The organism is Tistrella mobilis KA081020-065 (assembly GCF_000264455.2).
Classification (GTDB): domain Bacteria; phylum Pseudomonadota; class Alphaproteobacteria; order Tistrellales; family Tistrellaceae; genus Tistrella; species Tistrella mobilis.
In genome coordinates this window covers 972,531-996,090 of record NC_017958.1, presented here as the reverse complement: position 1 = coordinate 996,090, position 23,560 = coordinate 972,531, and the positions used below count along the sequence as shown (strand labels likewise).

Genomic DNA, 23,560 nt, shown 5'->3' with positions numbered 1-23,560 from the left:
CCGGCCGTTGCTTTTGGCCGTTGCGGTCGACTGTGCGGGCGGCAAGTTTCTGTGTCAATTTGAAACGAATGGTTGTGCCCAGGGACTGCGGCGGGAATGGTGCGCCGCACGCTCCGCGCAAGGCGGGCATCGGCGGATTTCCTTGGGTTCAGAGGCGTGGGCAGGCTCTTCCCAGCGCCGTCCGACGTGCTATTGTCCGCGAATGTCTTCGCTGTCCGCTCGCGTTTTCCGAGAGTGGACGCCCCGTCGCCGGAGGTGGACGGGAGATCGGAGGCCGGTCCGGAAACCCCGCCCGCACCATCAGACGGGGGCCGGATGCCGTGGCCGGTGGGGCACCGGCCGATCGTTCCAGGAGAGGAGCAGAAGATGAGCCTGACGGGCAAGGTTGCGATCGTCACCGGCGGCGGTTCGGGTTTCGGCGAGGGCATCGCCAGGCTGTTCGCCGAGAAGGGCGCCAAAGTCGTGGTCGCCGACATCAACGATGCCGGCGGCGAGCGGGTGACGGCCGAGATCAAGGCGACCGGCGCCGAGGCGGTCTATGTGCATGCCGACGTGGCGACCGATGCCGGCACCGCGGGCATGATCAAGGCGGCGACCGATGCCTTCGGCCGGCTGGACGTGCTGGTGAACAATGCCGGCTATACCCACAACCGCGGGCCCATGACCGATGTCGACGAGGCGACCTTCGACAAGGTCTTCGACGTCAACGTCAAGAGCCTGTTCTGGGCCGCGAAGCATGCCGTGCCGGTGTTCCGCGCCCAGAAGGGCGGCGTGATGATCAACATCGCCTCCACCGCCGCCGTGCGTCCGCGCCCGGGTCTGGTCTGGTACAACGGCAGCAAGGGCGCGGCCGTGGTCATCACCAAGACCATGGCGGTGGAACTGGCGCCCGACAACATCCGGGTCTGCGCCGTCAACCCGGTGATGGGCCCGACCGGCCTGACCAGCGCCTTCCTCGGCCAGCCCGACACGCCCGAGGCGCGCGCCAAGATCATCGAGACCATTCCGCTCGGCCGCCTGTCTTCGGCCCGCGACGTGGCCGAAGCCACCGCCTTCCTCGCTTCGGATGCCGCCTCGTTCCTGACCGGCGTCTGCATGGAAGTCGATGGCGGGCGCTGCATCTGAGAAGGAGTCTGTCTGGTCCCTCGCCGGGCGGGTGAGTCTTTTTAGTCCCTCGCCGGGCGGGCACTCCGTGCCCTTGGCCCCCGCCTCAATGGCGGGTGGGGGTACATCTCGCCATCCGGGGCCATGCGCATCCGTGTGAGTGGTGAGGGCTGGGGACGCTGACGGCTTGCATACGGGGCCGGGGGCGCGCGACCATGGGTCGCCCGCAGCCGGCCCCGGAGCTTTTCCGGGGAGGCGGCATCTGCGGGCGTTCCTGGATCAGGAGAGGTTCCCCCATGCAGACGCGCCAGCTCGGCCAGTCCGGCCTTGAAATCGTGCCCCTGGTTTTCGGCGGCAACGTGTTCGGCTGGACCGCCGACGAGCCGACCTCCTTCACCCTGCTCGATGCCCTGGTCGATGCCGGCATCGATGCGATCGACACCGCCGACGTCTATTCGGTCTGGGTCGATGGGCATGAGGGTGGCGAGTCCGAGACCATCATCGGCAGATGGCTGGCCGCCAACCCGGCGAAGCGGGCGAAGGTCAAGATCCTGACCAAGGTCGGCGCCCCGATGCGGCCCGACGACAAGGGGCTGAAGGCCGTGCGGATCGAGCGCTGCGTCGAGGCCTCGCTCCGCCGCCTGCAGACCGATCATATCGATCTCTATCAGGCCCATTATCCCGATGCCGACACGCCCCAGGACGAGACGCTGGAAGCCTTCGACCGGCTGGTGAAGGCCGGCAAGGTGCGGGCGATCGGCGCCTCGAACTTCACCGCCGATCAGCTGTCGGAAGCGCTCGACATCTCCACCGCCGGCGGGCTTGCCCGCTACGAGACGTTGCAGCCGGAATACAATCTCTATGACCGCAGCGGCTTCGAAGGTCCGCTCAGGGATCTGTGCATGGCCCGCGGGCTGGGCGTCATCCCCTATTTCAGCCTGGCTTCGGGCTTCCTCTCGGGCAAGTACCGGTCGGAGGCCGATCTCTCGCAGAGCCAGCGCGGCAGCCGGGTCGGCAAATATCTGAACCCGCGGGGCTTCGCCATCCTGGCCGCCCTCGACGGGGTTGCGGAGGCCCATGGCGCGACCCCGGCCGAGGTTGCGCTGGCCTGGATGATCGCCAGCCCCGGCGTCACCGCGCCGATCGCCAGCGCCACCAGCCTCGACCAGCTGAACAGCCTGGTGAAGGCGCTGGATCTGTCGCTGACCGCCGAAGAGATGACGGCGCTGGATCAGGCCGGCGCCTGATCCGGCGGAACATCTGCTGCCGGGTACAACTCCACCACCCGGTCGCAGGCGGCGATCGCCACCGGGCGGTGCGCCACCATCAGCACCGCCGGCGGCGGGTGCATCCGGTCGATCAGCGCCAGCACCCGTGTCTCGGCCTCGGCATCCAGCGCCGAGGTCGCCTCGTCGATCAGCAGCCAGCGCGGCCGGCGCAGCAGGGCGCGGACCAGGGCCAGGCGCTGACGCTCTCCGGGTGAAAGCTGCCGGTCCCAGTCGCGGGGCGGGCCGTCCAGATCGGCCACCAGCCGGCCGAGCCCCACGGCCTCCAGCAGCCGTGCGGCTTCCGCCCGGCTCTCCGGCAGGTCGCCGTCTGCCGGGTAGAGCAGGGCGTCGCCGAGGGCGAGACCGGGCAGATAGGGACGCTGGGGCACGACCACCGGCGGCCAGCCTGTCCGGGGCCGGTCGATCCTGCCGGTGACATGCGGCCAGGCGCCGGCGATGGCGGAGAGCAGCAGGCTCTTGCCCGTGCCCGACGCGCCGGTGAGCGCGACTTTCTCGCCCGGCCGCAGCACCAGATCGATCGGCCGGGTCAGCGGTTGTCCGTCGGAGGTCGTGACCGCCACCCCCTCCAGCACCAGCGCATCCGATGCCGCGGCGCGCGCCGCCGGATGCGGGCAGAGGCGGTGGCCGCGATCGGCCAGCGCCTGTTCGAAGGCCTCCAGCCGCCCGAGCACCGCCATCAGCTCGGCGACTTTCGGATAGACGAAGACCAGGGTCGCGAAGCTTGCGACCACGGTCGAGAAGGCGCCGCGCGCCTGCATCATGCCGCCCAGATCCAGCTGGCCGGCCAGATAGGCGGGTGCCGTTACGAACATCGAGATGTTGAGCACGGTGTAGCTGAACGGGGTCTGGAACAGGGCATAGATCCGGTGGCGGCGGGCAAGGTCGAGCGCGTTCCGGCGCACGGCGTCGAACCGGCCGGCGGCAAGCCCGGCCTCGCGCCGGCCGCCGCCGAGCAGGGCGACCTCTATCGCCGCATCGCGCAGCCGCGCAAGGCCGAAGCGGAAATCGGCCTCGCGATGCTGCTGCCGGGCGGCGAGCCCGGCGAGCGGCCGGCCCAGACGATGGGCGACCAGATTGGCGATGCCGGCATAGAGCACCGCTGCGATCACCATATAACCAGGCAGATCCAGGCTGCCGCCCCCCGGCAGCGGCAGGGCGAGCGTGCCCGACAGATACCAGAGCACGCCGATATAGAGACCGAGTTCGACCACGTCGAGCAGCACCCGCAGCGTCAGTTCCACGGTCAGCGACGACAGCAGCCGGGCATCTTCTGCCACCCGCTGGTCCGGATTGTCGATCCGGCCGGCGCTTTCCAGCCGCCAGAGCCCGCCGCGCCCCAGCCAGCGGTCGAGCAGGCGGCGGGTCAGCCAGGTCCGCCATTCGATCTCCACCATGCGTTCCAGATAGGCCCGCTGGACCGAAACGCCGACCAGCAGCGCCAGCAGCCAGATCCAGTCGAGCGTCGCCCGAAACACGGCGTCGGCATCGCGCCGCTCCAGCGCGCCGAAGAAGGTCTGGTTCCAGGCATTGCGTTCGAAGCCGATCCAGACCGCGGCGATGGCGAGGCCGAAGGCGAGGGTGAATTTGAGCGCCGCCGCCCGGCCCGCAGGCCTGAGGAAGAAGGGCAGGGCCAGACGCAGGAAACAACGCAGCCGCCCGCCGCGATGGCGGCGGGCGGTGCCGCGTGCCCGGCCGCCTGGGCGACCGGGATCGGCGGTGACCGTCATCGGGTCAGAAGGTCAGCGTTGCGCCGAGCGAGAACGCGCGGCCCGGCTGGACCTGGGCCTCGATCGGGTTGGTGTTGGCGACCGAGGTGCTGGAGGGCTGGGCGGCATAGGCCGTGGCCGAACTCGGGAAATAGCGCCTGTCGAAGATGTTGTCGATGCCGAGGCGGAGCGTGATCCAGTGCGCGGGCGTCCAGGCGGCGGCGAAATCGAACACGCCATAGCCGCCGGGCTTGTAGGCGTCGCTGCTGGCGGTGCGGGTCACGCCGCGCTGGAAGGTGCCGTAGAGGCTGGCACGCAGCCCCATCGCGCTGTCGTCGTAATGCAGCCCCAGCGTGCCGCCCAGCGGAATGGCGCCGTCGAAGGCGGTGGTATCCTCGCCCGGCGCGGCCTGCTGCTTGCCGTGCTGGGCCGAGAGCGCACCGGTCACGCTCCAGAGATCGTCCAGATAGAGTTCGCCCGAGGCTTCGACGCCCCAGACCTTCACCGTGGTCAGGTTGTCATAGGTGATGTCGCCATTGGGCAGGAAGACGAAGGACTGGATGAAATCGGTATAGTCGGCATAGAAGCCGCCCACCGAGAAACTGCCGTCGCGGAAGCGTCCGCGCAGGCCCGCCTCGTAATTCTTCACCGATTCCGGGCGCAGGTTCGGATTGGGCACCAGGTTGAAGCTCGTGCTGGGCAGCGAGGTATAAAGCTGCTGGGCGGTCGGCATCTTGAAACCTTCGGCATACTGGGCATAGACCGAATAGGTATCGTCCAGATCCAGCACCGCGCCCAGTTTCCAGGTCGGCTCGGTCTCGGTCACCTTGCGCGGTTCGGCGCCGTCCACCGGCTTGTAATCGGCATTCGGATGGGGATCGATCGCGTAATGCGCCAGGCGCAGCGCCGGGGTCACCCGCAGCCTTCCGTTCCAGAGCCCGATCTCGTCCTGGACATAGGCATCGGCGCGGATCGTGGTGGCATTGGCGAAGTTGAACCCGCCTGCGCGGGCCACGGTGGTGGTGCCGGTGGTGTGGTTGACCGTGGTGTCGACGCGCTCGTAGTCGGTTTCGGTATAGTCGCCGTCGACGCCCCAGGTCAGGCGATGGCTGAGCGGGCCGGTCGCAAACCCACCATCGAACTGGGCGTCGAATTCGGTAAAGGCTTCCTCGTATTCAAGATAATCGTAGCGGGTTTCGCTGCTGCCGTTCGCGAGGATGCGATCGCGCGTCCCCTCGCGCCTGCTCTTCTGCGGGGAATGCGAGAGCTGCCAGCGGATGGTCTCGATCGGGCCGATATCGACCGTCCAGTCGTGCTCCAGCGCGATGCGCTGCCGGCTGAGCGTCTGGGTCCGGTCGTAATTCGCGACGAAATTGCCGGCCGTGTCGTAGCCGTGGTCGTAAAGTTGCTCGACCTCGGTCTCGCGCTCGAAATGCTCCAGCGTCAGGCCGATGCGGTGATCGCTGCCGGGTGTCCAGACCAGTTTGGCGAGCACATTGTCCGCGCGGATATCGGCCGGATCGAGCTGGCCGCAGGGCGTGGCGCCGGGATTGCGATAGCAGTCCCAGACCGCCCCGGCCGCTTTGGAACTGCGGGCATTGCGGTTCTCGGGCTCGTGGCCCACACGCCGGCCCAGCGACAGCGAGGCCGCGAAATCGCCATAGCGCAGCGCCGCCGCCCCGACGCCGCCGGTCGCGTCGTCCAGCGTCGAATGGGTGGTGTCGAAGCGGAAGGCGGTGTCGCGGCCGCTGACCGCCAGATAGTCCTCCGGGTCCATGGTCTCGAAGGCGACCACGCCGCCCAGCGCATCGCTGCCCCAGAGTGCCGAGGCCGGGCCGCGCTGGATCTCCACCCGTTTCATATGGGTCAGCTCGACCACGTCGCGGGTGTTGTCGGTGATCCGCTCCAGGGTCCGGCTGCCGTCGACCAGGGTCAGGATGCGGTTGCCCGACACGCCGCGGATGGTGAAGCCGGTGCGATCGCCGAAGGGGTTGGTGCCGCTGGTCTGGCGGTCGACCTGGATGCCCGGCAGGTGCCGGACCAGTTCGCCGATATCCTCGACCATGCGCAGGTCCAGCTCCTGTCTGTCGATCACCGTCACATTGCCGGGGATGTCGTCGACCGATCGGGTGCCGCGGGTGGCGATCACCGACAGCGGCGGCAGTCTTTCGCCTGTGCCCGCAGGCGCGTCTGCGCCTTCCGTCCTGTCGTCGTCTTCACGTTCTGCGGCCACCGGTTGTGCCGCGCTCTGGCCGAAGGCGGTGGCGGGCAGGGTGAGGCAGAGGGCCAGCAGCCCATGGCCGAGGCCGTTCGTCAGCCGTGTGGTGTTCATTCGGACCGATCCCTTTCTCGTTGGAAGGGACTCGTCTCTCAATTGCGAATGATTCTTATTATCAAGATTGCGTGAACATACTCGCGCAGGATGGCGATGCCAAGCCCGTCGATGGGGGAGGGGCCTGGCGAATAATTCGGGCAGGGAGCGGAACGGTCGTGGCCCCCATCCGTTGAAGGGGGCAAGAGGCGGATGGCACCCCGCCACGCCTCAGACCCCCGCAACGCAGTTGCTCCGGCTCAATGGCCCGCAATGCAGTTGCCAAGCACCAACGGAGACTCCCCCGATGCGCAAGACCCTGCCCGTTCTCGTGACCGCCCTCATGCTCGGCGGCGCCTCGCTCGCCACCGCGGCCGGCACCTCCGGCACGCCGTCCGGCGCCGGCGGAACCACCGGCAGTTCGCAGAACGCCAATCCGACCAATCCGGGCACCACGCCGGGCATTGGCACCGGCTCGGGCGCTGCCGCGCCGGGCGGCACGGGTGCCGGCGCCGGCACCATGACCAAGCAGGGCACCGTCGCCAGCGTCAGCGGCGACAGCGTGACCCTGGAAGACGGCACGAAGTTCCAGGTCGACGACCCTCAGATGAGCGACGTGAAGGCCGGCGACAAGGTCACCGTCACCTACAATCAGGACGGCGGCACCAACAAGGCCACCTCGGTGCGCAAGGGTGCGACCGACAGCCTGAGCGGCACCGGCACCGATTCGACCACCACCGGCTCGTCGGCGACCGGTGGCGGCGGCCAGATGGGCGCTCAGCCCCGCGCCAAGGGCAGCTGACCCGTCAGCCGCTTAATGCCTTTCGGCATCCCTGATGCCGATCGAGGACGCCCGTCATCCCGGACTGCCCCCGGGATGGCGGGCGTTCGCGTGTCGGCTGCGGCATTTTGATGGCCGGCGCGCGGGGCTGCGACGAGATCGGGGCAAAACCATGACCCCGGGAACGGGTGCGGGCGCCCGGGGTTTCGAGGGGCATGCGGTGCCCGACGGCACCGTCCCCGGAACAGAGGACCCAAGATCATGCGCAAGTCCCTCCCCCTGTTTGTCGCCGCCTTCACCTTCGCCGGTGCCGGCATCGCCGGCGCCGCCACCGACCAGCGCCATGCAGTGACGCCAGAGCAGGCCGCCGCTGCGCCGCTTGCCGCCGCGGCAGCCGATGTCGACGGGACCCATACCAAGCAGGGCGTGGTCTATCAGGCCGACGGCGCTTTCCTGACCCTGATGGACGGCACCGCCTTCCTGATCGGCGACCCGCGGATGACCGAGGTCGCGCGCGGCGAGGTGGTGACCATCACCTATCACGCCGATGACGGCTTCAACCGCGCCACCTCGATCCTGAAGGGCGTGACCGACAGCGTCGAGGGCACCGGCGGCAACGGCAACACCATCGGCGCCGGCGGCACCGGCGGCGGTGGCTGGCTGGGCATCCAGCCGCGCAGCCGCGGCAGCTGATGCAACGTCCGGGGCCGGCGTCCCCGTGACGACTTCCACCCGGACGCGCTATGATGGCGGCCCCCGCATCTGCCCCGGATCAGAGGGCAGGGCGGGGGCCGCCGTCATATGGGAGGCTGCGGTCGTGTCAGGGAGGGAGACGCATTCCATGGAGACCAGCTTCCGGGACGGGGTCGCCACCGTCCGCTTCGACGACGGCAAGGCCAATGCGCTCGACGCCGGTTGGTTCACCCGGCTGGATGCGGCGCTGGACGAGGTCGAGGCGGCGGACGCCCGCGCCCTGGTGCTGGCGGGGCGCGACGGCATGTTTTCAGCCGGGCTGAACCTCAAGATCCTGCCGGGGCTGTCGGGCCCGGAGTTCATCGCCTTCTTCGAGCAGTTCTCGCGGCTGGTACTGCGGCTGCACGGGCTGGGCCTGCCGACGGTCGCAGCGCTCACCGGCCATGCCATCGCCGGCGGCGCGATCCTGGCCTATGCCTGCGACATGCGCTGCATGACCGCCGGCCCTTATCGGCTGCAATTGAACGAGACTGCGATCGGCATGCCGCTGCCGGCCTGGATGCTGATGGTGGCGCAGAGCGTGGTGCCGCGGCATCTGGAGGCGCGGGCGCTGCTGCATGCGGAAGCCTTCTCGGCCGAGGCGGCGCTGGCCGAGAATCTGATCGACGATATCGAGGTCGACCCCGCCAGCACCGTCGCCCGGGCGGAGCGCATGGCCCGGGATCTGGCCGAGCGTCTGTCGCCCGCCGCCTATGCCGCAACCAAGGCGCGGCTGCGCGGCCCCCTGATCCGCGCGGCACTGGACGGGCTGGCAGCCGATCTGGCGACGCTGCGCTGACCCCCTCCGCCGCGCCGCCGTGCATATTCGCACGCGGTTCCCGACGTGCCGGGTGTTGCTGCGATGCGGTTCGTGTTTCCAGTCTGCTACCGCTTTGCGGTATATGTCTTGCGACCCATGTCCGGACGACGGTGCATTGCCCGGTTCCGGACGCAAGGATAAGGAAACGCCGAACCCGCCTTCGGCAGACCCGTGCAGGCAGCGCCCGCGGGGCCGCGTCCGAAGGCGCCAGAAGATGCCGGATCGGAAAAAACCGTGGTGAAACCTGTGCAGACGAGCAATCCCCTCGAACCCGCCACCCCGCTGGCCGCGGATTTCGATCCGCCGTCGCGGGATGCCTGGATGGCCCTGGTCGAGAAGACGCTGAAGGGCGCACCCTACGAGAAGAAGCTGCGCTGGAAGACCCGGGAGGGGTTGAGCGTCGAGCCGCTCTACACGCCCGAAGACGGCATCGCCGCCCGGATGCTGCCGCGCCCCGCCACGGGTGATGCGGCGCGGCCCTGGGATCTGCGCACGCTGATCCGCCACCCCGATCCCGCCACCGCCAATACCCAGGTGCTCGAGGATCTGGAGAATGGCGCCGCCTCGGTGCTGCTGCGCCTGGATCCGACCGGCCGCGACGGCATCGCCGCGGTCTCGGCCGAGGATCTGGCGACGGTGCTCGATGGCGTGATGATCGACCTGGCGCCGGTCGGGCTCGATGCCGGCGCGCTCGATGTCGAGGCGGCCGGCTGGCTCGCCGGTTTCGCCCGCAGCCAGCCCGGCGCCATCCGCGCGCCGCTCGCCTTCAACATGGACCCGGTTTCGGCCTTCGCGGCCAGCGGCACGGCCCCCGGATCGGTCGCGGCCCGCGTCGCCCGGGCGGCGGCGCTGGCGAAGCGCCTGGCACCGGACCTGCTGGAGGCCCGCTTCCTGCGCGCCTCGGGCCAGGTGGTCCACGAGGCCGGCGGCGGCGAGGCCCAGGAACTGGGCGTGATGGCGGCGGCCGCCGTGCTTTACGTGAAGGCGCTGGTCGAGGCGGGTTTCGGCGTCGACGAGGCCTTCGCCCGCGTGACTCTGGGCCTTGCGGTCGATGGTGAGTATTTCACCTCGCTTGCCAAGCTTCGTGCGGCGCGGGCGATCTGGGGGCGGATCACCGCCGCCTCCGGCGTGGAGGTTCCGGCCCGGATCGAGGCGCGGTCGTCGGCACGCATGCTTTCGAAGGTCGACCCCTGGGTGAACCTGCTGCGGCTGACCGCGGCCGGCTTCGCCGGTGCGGTGGGCGGCGCCGATGTGGTCGTGCTCGCCCCCTTCACCGATGCGATCGGCCATCCGGGCGCGCTTGCCCGCCGCCAGGCCCGCAACACCCAGCTGGTGCTGATGGAGGAAAGCCATCTGGGCCGGGTTGCCGACCCCGCCGCCGGCGCCTGGGCGCTGGAGCAGCTGACCGACGGCTTCGCCCGCGCCGGCTGGGCCGCCTTCCAGGCGATCGAGCAGGCCGGCGGCCTGATCGCGGCGCTGGAAGCCGGCATCGTGCAGGAGCGTGCCGCCGCCACCCGGGCCGCGATCGAGGCCGCGGTGGCGAAGCGCCAGACCGGCCTGATCGGCGTGTCGGAATTCCCCAATCTGGGCGATGTCGCGCCCAGCATGGACGAGGTCGACCCCGCGTCCTTCGCCCGGCCGATGCCAGAGATCGCGGCCGACGGCCCGGCATCCGCCTGCACCCCGCTTGCCCCCATGCGCCTGGCCGAGCCTTACGAGCGGCTGCGCGAGGCCGCCCGCGGCCTCACGGCCGACGGCTCGTACCCGAAGGCGCTGCTGGTGACGCTGGGCACGCCGGCCGACTATACCGCCCGGCTGACCTTCACCCGCAACCTTCTGGCCGCGGGCGGTATCGATGCCGATATTCATGATGGCACCGATGGTCTGCCGGCCGGTGCGCGCCTTGCCGTGCTCTGCTCGTCGGATGCCCGCTATGCCGAAGAAGCGTCCGCCGCGGCCGCTGCGCTGAAGGCGGCCGGTGCCGTCCATGTCTGGCTGGCCGGCCGTCCGGGCGAGCTGGAGGCGGCGCTGACCGGGGCCGGTATCTCGCGCTTCCTGGCCGCCGGCATGGATGCGCTCGCTCTGCTTGCCGAGGCTCATGTGGCCGTGGCGACCCCCTCTGTCGGTACGGAGGCCTGATCCGATGGCACGTACGCTTCCCGATTTCGCCGCCCTCGATTTCGACGCCGTGACCCCCGCCGCCGCCCCCGATGTGGCGGCCGCGGTCGAGCCCTGGGTCACGCCCGAAGGCATCGAGGTGAAGCCGGCCTACGGGCCCGATGCGCTGGCCGGCATCGACTTCACCGGCAGCTATCCGGGTGTGGCGCCCTATGTGCGCGGCCCCTATCCCACCATGTATGCCACCAATCCGTGGACGATCCGCCAGTATGCGGGCTTCTCGACCGCGGAGGACTCCAACGCCTTCTACCGCCGCAATCTCGCGGCCGGTCAGAAGGGCCTGTCGGTCGCCTTCGACCTTGCCACCCATCGCGGCTATGACAGCGATCATCCGCGGGTGAAGGGCGATGTCGGTATGGCCGGTGTTGCGATCGATTCGATCTACGACATGCGCACCCTGTTCAGCGGCATCCCGCTCGATCAGATGAGCGTGTCGATGACCATGAACGGCGCGATCCTGCCGGTGATGGCGCTCTATATCGTGGCGGCCGAAGAACAGGGCGTGCCGCACGACAAGCTGACCGGCACGGTCCAGAACGACATCCTCAAAGAATTCATGGTGCGGAACACCTACATCTATCCGCCCGCGCCGTCGATGAGGATCATCTCGGACATCTTCGCCTATACGGCGAAGGAAATGCCGCGCTTCAACTCGATTTCGATCTCCGGCTACCACATGCAGGAAGCCGGCGCCTCGGCCGATCTGGAACTGGCCTATACGCTGGCCGACGGCATCGAATACATCCGCGCCGGTGTCGCCGCCGGCATGGATGTCGACCGGTTCGCGCCGCGGCTCAGCTTCTTCTGGGCGATCGGGATGAACTACTTCATGGAGACGGCCAAGATGCGGGCGGCGCGCCTGCTCTGGGCGAAGCTCGTGAAGCAGCATTTCAACCCCAAGGATCCGCGCTCGCTGTCGCTGCGCACCCACAGCCAGACCTCGGGCTGGTCGCTGGCGGCGCAGGACGTGTTCAACAACGTCGCGCGCACCTGCGTCGAGGCGATGGCGGCGGCCGCCGGCCAGACCCAGAGCCTGCACACCAATTCGCTGGACGAGGCGATCGCGCTGCCGACCGATTTCTCGGCCCGCATCGCCCGCAACACCCAGCTGTTCCTGCAGACCGAAAGCGGCCTGACGAAGCTGATCGACGCCTGGGGCGGCAGCCATTATGTCGAGCGGCTGACCTATGATCTGGCCCAGCGCGCGCTGGCCCATATCGAAGAGGTCGAGGCGCTGGGCGGCATGACCAAGGCGATCGAGGCTGGCGTGCCCAAGCTGCGGATCGAAGAATCCGCCGCGCGCACCCAGGCCCGGATCGACAGCGGCCGGCAGAGCGTGGTCGGCGTCAACCGCTACCGCCCGGAACAGGACGACGATATTCCGGTGCTGAAGGTCGACAACGAGGGCGTGCGGCGCCAGCAGCTGGAAAAGCTCGCGCGGCTGAAGGCCGAGCGCAGCCAGGCCGATGTCGATGCGGCGCTGGCCGCGCTGGAAGCCGGCGCCCGCAGCAATGGCAACCTGCTGGAACTCTCGGTCGCGGCCGCCCGCGCCAAGGCGACGGTGGGCGAGATTTCCTTCGCGCTGGAGAAGGTCTTCAACCGCCATGCCGCGCAGATCCGCGTCAACAGCGGCATCTATCTGCCGGAAGTGGGCGAGGGCAATGCGGTGGTCGAGCGGGCGCGCGAGATGATCCGCGCCTTCAAGGATCTGGACGGCCGCGCGCCGCGGATTATGCTCGCCAAGATGGGCCAGGACGGTCATGACCGCGGCCAGAAGGTGATCGCCACGGCCTTCTCGGATCTGGGCTTCGACGTCGAGATCGGCCCGCTGTTCCAGACCCCGGAAGAGGCCGCCAAGGCCGCCGCCGAAACCGATGCCCATGTCGTGGGCGCCAGCTCTCTGGCCGCCGGCCATCTGACGCTCGTGCCGGAACTGCGGGCGGAACTGGATGCCCAGGGCAAGGACAATGTGATGATCGTGGTCGGCGGCGTGATCCCGCCCCAGGACTTCCAGGCCCTGCTGGACGGCGGCGCCGCCGCGGTCTACCCGCCCGGCACGGTCATCGCCGAGGCGGCGATCGACCTGCTTGAGAAGCTGAACCTGCGCCTGGGTTATACCCAGCCGCGGCCCGAAGGCTCTGCCTTCGCGGACTGAGACCGGGCTCTGCCTTCGCGGACTGAGACCAACTGCCTCTTGTCGCGGACGCGGATCCGTGGATTGCTCCTCTCCCGAGACCATCGGGAGGGGAGTTTTTCATGTCGCCCGAAACCTGGATCGCCTTCGCCGCCGCCTCGGCGGCGCTGCTCGTCATGCCGGGGCCGACCGTGCTGCTGGTCATCTCCTATGCGCTGTCCCATGGCCGCCGCACCGCCGGCGCGGTGGTGGGCGGGGTGGCGCTGGGGGATCTGACCGCGATGACGGCGTCGATGGCCGGCACGGGGGCGCTGCTCGCCACCTCGGCCACCGTCTTCACCATCGTGAAGATCGCGGGCGCCGCCTATCTGGTCTGGCTGGGGCTGAAGCTCTGGCGGGCGCCGGTCGCCGTCGATGCGGCGGGGCTGGTCGCCGAGGCGCCGCCCGCTGAAACCCGGCTCGGCCGGGTGTTCCTGCATGCCTGGCTGGTGACCGCGCTCAACCCCAAGGGCATCGTGTTCTTCGTGGCCTTCCTGCCGCAGTTCATCGACCCCACGGCGCCGCTGCTGCCGCAGATGGTGATCCTGGAGGCGACCTTCATCGGCCTCGCCATCCTCAATGTGTCGCTCTACGGGCTCGCGGCCGCGCGGGCGCGGCGGGTGATCCGGCGGCCGGTCGTGCAGCGGGCGGTCAACCGCACCGGCGGCACGCTGATGATCGGGGCGGGGCTCGCCACCGCGTTGATGCGCCGGAGTCCCGGTTGACCCCTATGCCAGACGCCGGCGCCGCTCGGCGCGGAAGCCGGCGACGCCGTGCAGGACCAGGGTGGTCAGCACCACCGCACCGCCCGCGAAGGTGGCGGTGGGCGGCACTTCATCGACCGCCAGCCAGACCCAGAACGGGCCGATCACCGCCTCGGCCAGCATGATCAGGCTGACCTCTGCCGCCGGGATGTAGCGGGGCGCGGACGAGATCAGCGCGAAAGAGACCGGCAGCACCACCAGCCCGTAGACCAGCACCAGCGGCACGACATCCGCATCCGGCAGCAGCGGCCGCAGGCCAAGGCCCAGTGCGACCGCAAGGCCGGTGATGCAGCAGGTGAGCCCGCCCACCCCGACCACGGGGGTGGACGGGATGCGGCCGCCGCTGGCGCGCAGGATCACCAGATGGATCGCCATCAGCAGGGCGGCGACCAGGGCGATCAGGTCGCCCAGCCGGCTGCCGGTCTGGCCGGCCGCGTCGTCGCCGAAGATCCGGCCGCCGAAGACCAGAAGGGCGATGCCCGCCAGGGCCGCACCGATGGCGGCCCAGGTGCGCAGCGGCACCGGCTCGCCCAGAAAGGCGCGCGACAGCAGCGCGCCGAACAGCGAGCCGGAGGAAATGATCACCAGCGTGTTGGCGACCGCGGTGTAGTTCAGCGACAGGATGAAGCAGACGGATCCCAGCCCCAGCGCCATGCCCGAGGCCCAGCCGGTGCGGCCGATGCGGGTGAGCGCCCGCCAGGGCGGTTCCCGGGTCACCGCCCACCAGGCAATCAGGATGGTCAGCGCCATCAGCCCGCCGCGCCAGAACAGCAGCAGCCAGGGATCGGCGGCGATCAACCGCACCAGAAGCGTGTCTGGTGTAAGGGTCAGAATGCCTGCGGTGGCAAGCGCGGTGCCGCGCGCCTGTATGGAGAGCGCCATGAACATGCAAGCCTTGCGAAGCCGGTGCCGGCGGGGGAAGACTGTCCGGACAGCATCGGCCCGGGCAAGGGATCTCGTCGGGGTCGCAGCATAGCGCGCCGGGCGTGCACGGGAAGCCCCGTCCCACGCCCCGGGGCGATCGCAGGCGCGGTGAGAGGTGAAAGACATGCTGACGGATCGCCGGGTGATCCTGCGCAACGGGGTGGGGGTGATCGCCCGGGTGCTGCAGCGCCGGGAATTGCTGCTGACCCGGATCGCGGTCGATCAGCCGACCCTGATGGTGGTCCGCCGCGGTCTCAAGCTGCTGCGCGCGGCCGGGACGGAGACGGTGATCCCGGCCGGCGGGGCGGCGGCGATTGCGGGCGGCGAGGTCTTCGACGTGGTCAACCGACCGGACAACGGGGTTTATGCCGCCGATTTCCTGGTCATCGATCAGGCCGTGATCGCGGGCTTCGCGGTGCCCGACGCTGTGCGGCCGATTGCCCGAGCCCTCACCATCCCGGCCATGGCGCCGGATTTCCTCGAGGCCTATGAGCGGGCGCGGGCAGCAGTCGCCGATCCGGCCGCGGTGCCGGAAACCGTGGCCGTGCAGCGGATGCGCGAGGTGCTGGGCTGGATCGCCCATCATGGCGGTGCCTTCCCGCCGCCGGTGCCGCCGGCCATCGCGCAGCGGATCCGCGCCCTGGTCGCAGGCGATCTGGCGGCCCCCTGGCGGGCGGCAGAGGTCGCCTCGCAGCTTGCGATGAGCGAGGCGACGCTGCGCCGCAGGCTGGCGGCCGAAGGCACCTCGCTCACCGATCTGGTCACCGAGACCCGCATGGCCCATGCGCTGATGCTGCTGCAGGTGACCGACCAGCCGGTGGCGACCGTCGCGGCCCTGGTCGGCTATGACAGCCCCTCGCGCTTCGCCGCCCGCTTCCGCCAGCGCTTCGGCCATCCGCCCGGAGCGATTCGCGACCAGACGGAATCCGCAGCGATCCGCGACCAGACCGAGCCGGTACCGGCCCCGACTCCGACCCCGGCCCCGACACGTCTCTCGGCCTGATCGGATCGGCACGCGATCCGATCGGATCGGGCGCGCGTCGGCATGCATAGGCGGGCACCATCGCAGGTGTGACAACCCGCTGCGAGGTGCTCCCCAATGCCTGCCAGGATCTGTTCCACCGTCGCCGCCGCCGCCATGGCGGCCATGATCGCCATGCCTGCATCTGCCGGCGACTTCCGCCTGACCAGCCCCGACATGCCCGATGGCCGGATGCCGGCCGCGCAGGTGCTTTCGGCCGCATACGGCTTCGGCTGCGACGGCGACAACCGGTCTCCCGCGCTGACCTGGGAGGGGGCGCCCGCCGGCACCCGCAGCTTCGTGCTGACGGTGCACGATCCGGATGCCCCCACCGGCATCGGCTGGACCCATTGGGTGGTGGCGAATATTCCGGCCGATGCGCAGGGCCTCGATACCGGCGCCTCGGGCAATGCCGCACGCCTGCCCGCCGGTGCGGTCGAAACCCGCACCGATTTCGGCCTCCCCGGCTATGGCGGCGCCTGCCCGCCCGAGGGGCGCGAGCATCGCTATGTCTTCACCCTGACGGCGCTGGGCATGGAGGCCCTGCCGGTGGCGACGCCCGAGGCCATGCCGGCCCTGATCGGCTTTTTCGCCAACGCCCATGCGCTGGATAAGGCCGTGCTGGAGGTGCGCTACGGTCGCTGACCGCGGAAGGCCCGGGCCGTTGCTTCATCGCCGGGAAAGAAAGTCTCGATCGCAAGTTCGGCAAGCGTGATGTCGAGCGGCGAGCCGAAGACGGTGGTGGTGCTGAACAGGGTGAGCGGGCCGGCCGGGCTCGCCAGCTTCACCGGCACCACCAGTCCGCCATAGGGGTCGTGGGCGAGGGCGGCAGTGGCGATATGGATCGGCGCCGGCCAGGATTTCACCTCGGCCATCAGATCGATCAGCACCGGGTCGGCGCTCATGTCGATCTGCCGGCGCAGCCGGTCGAGCAGATGGGCGCGGACCTCGGCCAGGTTCAGGATCCGCGGCGCCAGCCCTTCGGGGTGCAGCGACAGCCGCATCACATTGATGGCGCCGGCCAGAAGATGCGGCGCCACCCCTTCCAGTATCGGCGCCACCGCATCATTGGTGGCGATGATCGTCCAGTGCCGGTCCAGCGCGATCGCCGGGAAAGGCTCATGGGCCTTCAGCACCAGATCGACCGCCCGTCGCGCCGGGCCGAGCGCCGGATCGTCCAGGCGGCGCTCGACGAATTCCGGCGCATGGCCGGCCGCGACCAGCAGCGCGTTGCGCTCGCGCAGCGGCACCTCCAGCTGTTCGGCCAGCCTGAGGACCATGGTCCTGCTCGGCATGGCGCGGCCGGTCTCGATGAAGCTGAGATGGCGGGTGGAGATCCCGGCCTCGCTGGCCAGCGCCAGCTGGCTCAACCGGCGGCGCTGGCGCCAGTCGCGCAGCAGGTCACCGAAAGAGGCGGCCTTGTGGGCCGTCGTCCGTGCGCGGGCGGTGCTCATGCCGGGGCCTTCCTGGGTGGCGGACCCCGCCATTGTCGGGAAGCCGGCGCCCCGGATCAATCGGCAGCTGTGATCGGTCCGCAGCTTCAGTCGGGGTCGGCATCGGCCGCGAGCAACAGCCGCCGGCCGGTCACGCCCTGGGGCGAGCGGTGCAGCACCCGGCCGGCCCCCAGCGGGTGGCGATGGCCGCGCAGCACCGCCACATGGCCGGTGCCCAGGCACAGGGCCGCCGACCCTGAATCCCGGTCCACGGTCTCGGGGGCCAGCTCGGTACCGGGGCCGCGATAGCTGCACAGCAGCCGCGCCCGGACATGGTCCTGATGAAAGCGCCGGCAGGCCGGGCCCGACACCACCTCCAGCCGGATCGCCAGATGACGGGCCCGCGAGACGGCGGCGAAGCGCGTCAGCACCTGGGTCAGGTCGGCGATCAGCGCCTGCGCCGTCGGGAGTGCCAGACTGCCGGTGCCGACCAGGTCCTCCGCGGCCGCGGCGATCGTTGCGGGATCCGCCCCGACGGTCAGCCGCCCGTCGGGCAGGGCGGCATCTGCCGCCTGATCCAGCAGTGCCACCACCGGCGGCGGATCCCGCCACCAGATGCCGATCGCGGTGTCACGCGCGGCCAGCGCCAGGCCTGGCGCGCGGTCGCAGCTGGTGACCACCACACCCGGCAGATACGGCAGAGCGGGGGCGCTCTCTGCATGCGGACGCAGGAGCGTGACCTTGGGCGACAGAGGATGGGGCAGGGCGGCGGCATCAATCATGCCTGCAATGTAATAACATAACATTATTCCTGTCAATTCCGTCGAGGATGGGATGGGGATGGCGCTTGTCTCACCCCGGGGCATGGGCTAGCCTTTCAACACAAACAAACGTTTAAAATAATCTGCCGGGGAAACGCCCATGTCTGCCAAGGTCCTGATCGCCAATCGGGGCGCGGTGGTGCCGCGCGTCATCGAAAGCTGCCGGCGCCTGGGGCTGGGCGTGGCGGTGGTCCATTCCGACGCCGATGCCGAGGGGGGCTGGCTGGACCTGGCCGATGACGTCTATGCGCTGGGTGGCGAGACACCGGCCGACAGCTATCTGTCGATCCCGAAACTGCTGGAGGCAGCGGCCGCCACCGGGGCGACCGCGGTGCATCCGGGCTATGGCTTCCTGTCGGAAAACCCCGCCTTCGCCACCGCGGTGCGCGCGGCCGGGCTCTGCTTCATCGGCCCCGATGCCCGCTGGCTGGAGGCGATGGGCCACAAGACCGGGGCCCGCCGGCTGATGGCCGGACAGGGCATGCCGATGGGGGCGAGCAGCGGCCTTCTGGGCGCGGATCCGGCCGAGGCCCGTGCCGCCGCCGATGCCATCGGCTATCCGGTGCTGGTCAAGCCCGCCCAGGGCGGCGGCGGGATCGGCATGCTGGCGGCGCGCGATGCGGCGGAACTCGACAAGGCGCTGGAGCGGGCGCGGACCATGGCCGCGCGCAGTTTCGGCTCGGCCGAGATCTATCTGGAGCGGTTGATGGAACGGCCGCGCCATGTGGAATTCCAGATCCTGGCCGATGGCCGGGGCGGGGCGGTCTGCCTGTCCGAACGGGACTGCTCGCTGCAGCGCCGCCACCAGAAGGTGATCGAGGAGGCGCCGGCCCCCGGGCTCGACCGGGGCGAAGTCAGGGCGCTGGGCGATCGCATCGCCGGCATGATGGGGGCGCTCGGCTACGACAATCTCGGCACGGTCGAGATGTTGTGGGAGGAAGGCACGGGCTTCGCCTTCCTCGAGGTCAACACCCGGCTGCAGGTGGAACACGCCGTCACCGAGGAGGTGACCGGCACCGACATCGTCGCCGCCCAGATCCGCCTGGCTCTGGGCGAGCCGCTGGACCAGGTTCTGCCCCGGCGGCCCGAGGCGCGCGGCCATGCCGTGCAGGCCCGCATCTATGCCGAAGATCCCGTGCGCTTCCTGCCCTCGGCCGGCCGGCTGACCCGTTTCGCGCCCCCCGTCGCCGAGGCCGTCCGGGTCTATACCGGCTATCGCGAGGGCGGCCGGGTGACGCCGTTCTACGATCCTCTGGTCGCCAAAGTGATCGCGCGCGGCGCCACCCGCGACGAGGCGCTGGACCGGCTGGATGCCGCATTGGCCGGCTTCGTCATCGAGGGCATCCGGACCAACATCCCCTTCCTGCGCCGTGCCATCGGCCATCCAGCCTTCCGCGCCGGCCGGGTTCATACCGGTCTGACGGCCAAGATCCTGGCGTCCTGACCGGATGCCGTCCGAAGACCATCCCCCAAAAAGACAACAGAGGAGACGTGCCATGGCCGATACCGTGATCCGCAGCGAGATCGCCGGCAAGGTGTGGAAGATCGAGGTGCCGGCCGGTGGCCGGGTTGCGGCCGACGAGCCGATCCTGATCCTGGAATCGATGAAGATGGAGATCCCGGTCAATGCGCCGGTGGACGGCACCGTGACCGAAATCCTGGTCGCCGAGGGCGACACGGTGGCCGAGGATCAGATCCTGGCGCGCCTCGGCTGAACTTTCCCGTCCCTCGGCTCTCGCATCTCTGGTGACGTCTGGTTTATGATCATTCATGGATGATCGCGCCTCAGGATCAGGCTGCCTGATTTATGGCGGAGGTTTCCGGACACGGCATCGACCGAGGGATGAGGGACGGGCAATTGGCACGCAGGGTCGCGATCATCGGGGCGGGGCCCGCAGGTCTTGCCGCGCTCAAATCCGCGCGGGAAGAGGGGCTGGAAGCGGTCGCCTTCGAAGCCAAGGACAGGCCGGGCGGGCTATGGACCGAGCCCGGCCTGGTCTGGAACAGCCTCCGCACCAATCTGTCGCGCTACAGCTGCGTCTTTTCCGACCATCCCCATGATCGGACCACGCCGCTTTTCCCCGAGGGGCGGCGGGTCGCCGCCTATCTTGCCGGCTATGCCGCCCGTTTCGGCCTGGACGAGGCGATCCGCCCCGGCCACCGGGTGATGGCGGTGATCCCGCGCACCCCCGGTTTCCGCCTGATGGTGGAAGCGGACGGACGGATCGAGACCCACGACACCGATGCGGTGATCGTGGCCTCGGGCGTCTTCGCCGAGGCGCTGATGCCCCAGGGGTTGACGATCGGCGGGGCGGTGATGCATGCCGCCGCCTATCGCGACCCGGCCGTCTTTGCCGGAAAGCGGGTGGCGGTGCTGGGCAGCGCCTTTTCCGGGGCCGACATCGCCGCCGAGATTGCCGGGGTGGCCGAGCGCACGGTGATGCTGATGCGTCGGCCGGCCTGGTATGTGCCGCGGGCGGTGCCGGTGCTGCCCGAGGCGGGCTTCATGCCGGCCGATGCCGGCGACGACCGCATCCGCCTGCGTCTGCCGATGGATCTGGTGATCAATTCCCGCGCACGGGCCCAGCGCCTGGCCGCGCTGGACGGGGCGACCGCCGGGCGGGAACGCTGGTCCTGGCTCTACGGCATCGCCGGTGACCAGCGCCGCCTGCACCCGCTGCTCGATGTGCCTGAGGACGACCTGGCGGCGCCGATGGTGATTTCGGATGCCCTGCCGGCAGCGGTACGGTCGGGGCGGCTGGAGCTGGCACGGGCGGTGGATTTCGACCCGGCCAGGCTCACGCTGCAGGAAGGTGGGCGCGAGAGCCGGTTCGACGTGCTGATCTGTGCCACCGGCTATCGCCCCTCTCTCGCCATGCTGGCCCCGGGCATTCTGGAGGCGATCGGTTACGACCCTCATGACCGGCTGCAACCGGTTCTGCTCGGCCATTGCGTCTTCCCTGAGGGTGTGCCCGATCTGGCCTTTGTCGGCATGTATCGCGGCCCCTATTTCGGGGTGATGGAGCTTCAGGCGCGCTGGGCGGCGGCGGTGCTGGCGGGGAAACTGCCCCGGCCAGACCCGCTCGATCTGGAGCGCGCGGTTGCCGCGGAACGGACGATCCGCGATGTCCGGCCGCGGCCGCAATTCCCCCATGCCGACTATCCCGCCATGTGTGATGCGCTGGCGGAAAAGCTGGGGGTGATGCCCGATCTGCTCCATGACGGCACCGGGCTTGGCCGCTTCCTCTGGCATGGACCGGTGCTTCCGGCGCAATATCGGCTGAGCGGCCGGCATGCCCGACCCGACATCGCCCTCGGTACCCTGGCCGAAGTGGCGGTGCTGTTCGGTCAGGATGCCTTTGGCCAAGGAGGCCTTGGCCAGGAGGGCTTCAGCCAGCAGCAGGAGGACTGAGACGGGTGGATGCGGCGGCAGCTTTTGCGGGACTTGCCGGGGCTTGGCGGCTTGCCCGAGAGATCCCTGACCAGGGCCGGATGAGCGGCGGGGCGGTGTTCACCCCCGGCGACGATCGCTGGGCGCTGCATTATCGCGAGACCGGCACGCTGGAACTGCCCGATGGCCGCCGGCTCGATGTTTTTCGAGCCTATACCTGGCGGCTGCTGGGCGATGGCCGGATCGCGATCGATTTCGCCGACGGTGCCACCCCCGGCGCCCGCTTCGTCACGCTGGATTTCGCGGCCGATGACGCGGGCGGCCTGCAGGCGGCCGACAGCCATCTCTGCGGCGCCGATCTCTACGAGGCCAGCATAACGCTGGAGCTGCCGCGGGCGTTCACCACCGACATCCGGGTGCGGGGACCGCGCAAGGACTATCGTGCGATCACCCGGTGCCACCGGCCCTGACCGCCGGGTTCAATTATCGTGGCGGTATTTGGACAGGCCGATCGCATGCGAGGTGAGGGCCACATCCACGAAATCATTCTGGATCACCACCGGCATGTGGCAGGCGACGAGGCTGGCCAGCGCGGCGCTGCTCTGCAGCCAGGGATAGTTGACCGCATCGAACCAGGGCTTGGTGCCCTGCAGGATGTTGCCGAAGTCACTGTTGCCGATCACCTCTGACGCATCGAGGATCAGAGGGGTGTACTGCGTCTGGGTGTAGAATGGCAGCAATGCGCCGCTGGCGGTGTCCTGCAATTGCAGCAGCGTGTATTGGGCCCCGCCGCCGGAACAGGCCTGCAGCGTGGTGGCAACGTCGCCGTTGACCGCTGTGGGGCTGTGGATCGACGCCTGATAGTCGTTATCGTCATAGCTGTCGTTGATGTCAGGGATGCCTGTCGGGTTGGTTGCGGATTTCTCCGCACCATAGACCACGATCACCCGTTTGCCGGCGCCGACGATTGATTTCAACGACTGGCCCGAAAGGGTCGAGAGGTCATCGACCAGGCGATAGCCGATGCCGGCGGCGATATGGCGATCCAGCGCCGCGGTCAGATCCGTGCTGGAGATGAATTGATAGTAGCCGTGATCGATGCCGTTGCTCTGGATCCGCAGCACGACGATTTCACCGGTATGTTCACCCAGGAAGCGCGAGACGTCGTCCAGCATGCCGGCGAGCGGTGCGCCCGGAATGAAGTTGTGGATATGGGTGGTGTTGGTGTCGTTGGCCTTGGCATCGCCGATCGGATAGCCCGGGCGGATGTCGAAATAGCGGGTACCGATGCGCAGCTGGTCGTAGATCACATCTTTCTGGGTCAGCGATGCGTTCTGAAGCGCGGTTGCGCCGTACTCCGCCTCCTGGCACAGGAAGTTGAACTCGGCCGGCACGTTGGTGCCGCACACCCCTTTCAGATTGCTGGTGGCGGCGTTGCTGTCCGAAATCTGGAACATGCCGGCATCATGCGCGGCGGGCAGGACCAGATCACCGAAGGTGATGTCGGCATAGCCGCTGCTGCCGGTCAGTTCCGCCATCCAGTCCGACTGGTCGTTGCCGATATAGAGATAGGCTGTGTCGTTGAACGGCATCGGCAGGTCGGTGATGCCATAATTCAGCACATAGGACGCATTGCCGTAGGTGAAGAACTGCGCCGCCTGCTGCGTGATCTGGGTACCCTCGATCTCGTCATTGTAGAGATTGATCTGATAGGAGACTTCCCGGGCGCTGGTGCTGCCGGCCATGGCGTGGAAATTGAAGGCGCTGTGCGGCTCCAGATAGGTGGAGACGTCGCAGGTGCCCGACTCTGTCGTCCCCATGAACTCGATACCCGAAGCCTTGTAGGGGTAGGAGAGCGTGGTGCTGGACCCGCCGGTCTGCTCGCAATAGAAGCTTGGATGCAGCGTCTGGTTGTCGGTGTAGGCCGTGACGTCGAAATCCAGGCTTTTGGCATCGGCCGTGGCTGCCGACAGGAAGGCAACCGCACCCATGACAGCCGCGGCCGCATGATGTCTGATCGATCCGCGCATGATGATGTCCTTGCAGGCTGTTGGGCTCATCGTCCCATCCGTCGGGGGCCTGCGACGCATCATAGCGTATGTTGGTCGTCAC

Annotated in this window: 20 protein-coding genes; 14 read left to right on the top strand and 6 right to left on the bottom strand. The window is 69.1% G+C overall.

Going from position 1 to position 23,560, the window contains the following annotated elements:
* Positions 1-366: 366 nt before the first annotated feature.
* Positions 367-1,125 (top strand): glucose 1-dehydrogenase, encoded by a 759-nt coding sequence (locus tag TMO_RS27995; RefSeq protein WP_014748438.1) that lies wholly within the window; start codon positions 367-369, stop codon positions 1,123-1,125.
* Positions 1,126-1,400: 275 nt separating this feature from the next.
* Positions 1,401-2,351: an aldo/keto reductase gene (locus TMO_RS27990; protein ID WP_014748437.1), complete on the top strand. Its 951-nt coding sequence runs from the start codon at positions 1,401-1,403 to the stop codon at positions 2,349-2,351.
* On the opposite strand, the gene TMO_RS27985 is transcribed toward TMO_RS27990, so the two are convergent.
* A complete protein-coding gene (locus tag TMO_RS27985; protein ID WP_014748436.1) occupies positions 2,336-4,120 on the bottom strand; it encodes an ABC transporter ATP-binding protein/permease in 1,785 nt (594 codons plus the stop codon). The two genes, TMO_RS27990 and TMO_RS27985, sit on opposite strands and share 16 nt — an antisense overlap.
* A 4-nt stretch (positions 4,121-4,124) precedes the next feature.
* On the bottom strand, positions 4,125-6,431 hold the full coding sequence (locus tag TMO_RS27980; RefSeq protein ID WP_014748435.1) for a TonB-dependent hemoglobin/transferrin/lactoferrin family receptor: 2,307 nt from the start codon (positions 6,429-6,431) through the stop codon (positions 4,125-4,127).
* A gap of 286 nt (positions 6,432-6,717) precedes the next feature.
* Here TMO_RS27980 and TMO_RS30090 point away from each other — a divergent pair, with 286 nt between their 5' ends.
* The 6 genes from TMO_RS30090 to TMO_RS27950 all read left to right on the top strand — a co-directional run bounded on the left by TMO_RS30090 (position 6,718) and on the right by TMO_RS27950 (position 13,819).
* Positions 6,718-7,212, top strand: coding sequence for a DUF1344 domain-containing protein (locus TMO_RS30090; protein ID WP_014748434.1), 495 nt, complete (start codon positions 6,718-6,720; stop codon positions 7,210-7,212).
* 240 nt (positions 7,213-7,452) lie between these two features.
* Positions 7,453-7,884 carry a hypothetical protein gene (locus TMO_RS27970; protein ID WP_014748433.1) on the top strand — a complete coding sequence of 144 codons (432 nt, stop codon included), beginning with the start codon at positions 7,453-7,455 and terminating at the stop codon, positions 7,882-7,884.
* 148 nt (positions 7,885-8,032) lie between these two features.
* Positions 8,033-8,722: an enoyl-CoA hydratase-related protein gene (locus TMO_RS27965; RefSeq protein ID WP_014748432.1), complete on the top strand. Its 690-nt coding sequence runs from the start codon at positions 8,033-8,035 to the stop codon at positions 8,720-8,722.
* A gap of 255 nt (positions 8,723-8,977) precedes the next feature.
* Positions 8,978-10,882, top strand: coding sequence for a methylmalonyl-CoA mutase family protein (locus tag TMO_RS27960; RefSeq protein ID WP_014748431.1), 1,905 nt, complete (start codon positions 8,978-8,980; stop codon positions 10,880-10,882).
* Positions 10,883-10,886: 4 nt separating this feature from the next.
* Positions 10,887-13,076: a methylmalonyl-CoA mutase gene (gene scpA / locus TMO_RS27955; RefSeq protein WP_014748430.1), complete on the top strand. Its 2,190-nt coding sequence runs from the start codon at positions 10,887-10,889 to the stop codon at positions 13,074-13,076.
* A 101-nt stretch (positions 13,077-13,177) separates the two neighbouring features.
* Positions 13,178-13,819, top strand: coding sequence for a LysE family translocator (locus TMO_RS27950; RefSeq protein WP_014748429.1), 642 nt, complete (start codon positions 13,178-13,180; stop codon positions 13,817-13,819).
* 3 nt (positions 13,820-13,822) lie between these two features.
* On the opposite strand, the gene TMO_RS27945 is transcribed toward TMO_RS27950, so the two are convergent.
* Entirely contained in the window at positions 13,823-14,740 is a 918-nt protein-coding gene (locus tag TMO_RS27945; protein ID WP_187297881.1) for a DMT family transporter, read from the bottom strand.
* A gap of 166 nt (positions 14,741-14,906) precedes the next feature.
* Between TMO_RS27945 and TMO_RS27940 the strand changes: the two genes are divergently transcribed.
* Positions 14,907-15,785, top strand: coding sequence for a helix-turn-helix transcriptional regulator (locus TMO_RS27940; RefSeq protein ID WP_014748427.1), 879 nt, complete (start codon positions 14,907-14,909; stop codon positions 15,783-15,785).
* 96 nt (positions 15,786-15,881) lie between these two features.
* On the top strand, positions 15,882-16,448 hold the full coding sequence (locus TMO_RS27935) for a YbhB/YbcL family Raf kinase inhibitor-like protein (RefSeq protein ID WP_014748426.1): 567 nt from the start codon (positions 15,882-15,884) through the stop codon (positions 16,446-16,448).
* Here the strand turns inward: TMO_RS27935 and TMO_RS27930 are convergent.
* Entirely contained in the window at positions 16,436-17,257 is an 822-nt protein-coding gene (locus TMO_RS27930; protein WP_014748425.1) for a helix-turn-helix domain-containing protein, read from the bottom strand. The genes TMO_RS27935 and TMO_RS27930 overlap by 13 nt on opposite strands.
* An 86-nt stretch (positions 17,258-17,343) precedes the next feature.
* Positions 17,344-18,018, bottom strand: coding sequence for a DUF1826 domain-containing protein (locus TMO_RS30085; RefSeq protein ID WP_051045639.1), 675 nt, complete (start codon positions 18,016-18,018; stop codon positions 17,344-17,346).
* Between the two features lie 139 nt (positions 18,019-18,157).
* Here TMO_RS30085 and TMO_RS27920 point away from each other — a divergent pair, with 139 nt between their 5' ends.
* From TMO_RS27920 to TMO_RS27905, 4 genes are all read left to right on the top strand, one after another.
* Positions 18,158-19,501, top strand: coding sequence for an acetyl/propionyl/methylcrotonyl-CoA carboxylase subunit alpha (locus TMO_RS27920; protein WP_014748423.1), 1,344 nt, complete (start codon positions 18,158-18,160; stop codon positions 19,499-19,501).
* A gap of 52 nt (positions 19,502-19,553) precedes the next feature.
* Entirely contained in the window at positions 19,554-19,772 is a 219-nt protein-coding gene (locus TMO_RS27915) for an acetyl-CoA carboxylase biotin carboxyl carrier protein subunit (protein ID WP_014748422.1), read from the top strand.
* A 143-nt stretch (positions 19,773-19,915) separates the two neighbouring features.
* The gene (locus tag TMO_RS27910; RefSeq protein ID WP_041607677.1) at positions 19,916-21,469 is read left to right on the top strand and encodes a flavin-containing monooxygenase; all 1,554 of its coding nucleotides are present in this window, start codon (positions 19,916-19,918) and stop codon (positions 21,467-21,469) included.
* Between the two features lie 5 nt (positions 21,470-21,474).
* Positions 21,475-21,918 (top strand): DUF6314 family protein, encoded by a 444-nt coding sequence (locus TMO_RS27905; protein WP_014748420.1) that lies wholly within the window; start codon positions 21,475-21,477, stop codon positions 21,916-21,918.
* Positions 21,919-21,927: 9 nt separating this feature from the next.
* Here TMO_RS27905 and TMO_RS27900 read toward each other — a convergent pair whose 3' ends face one another.
* Positions 21,928-23,478, bottom strand: coding sequence for a flagellin (locus TMO_RS27900; protein ID WP_145978484.1), 1,551 nt, complete (start codon positions 23,476-23,478; stop codon positions 21,928-21,930).
* Between the last annotated feature and the right edge of the window lie 82 nt (positions 23,479-23,560).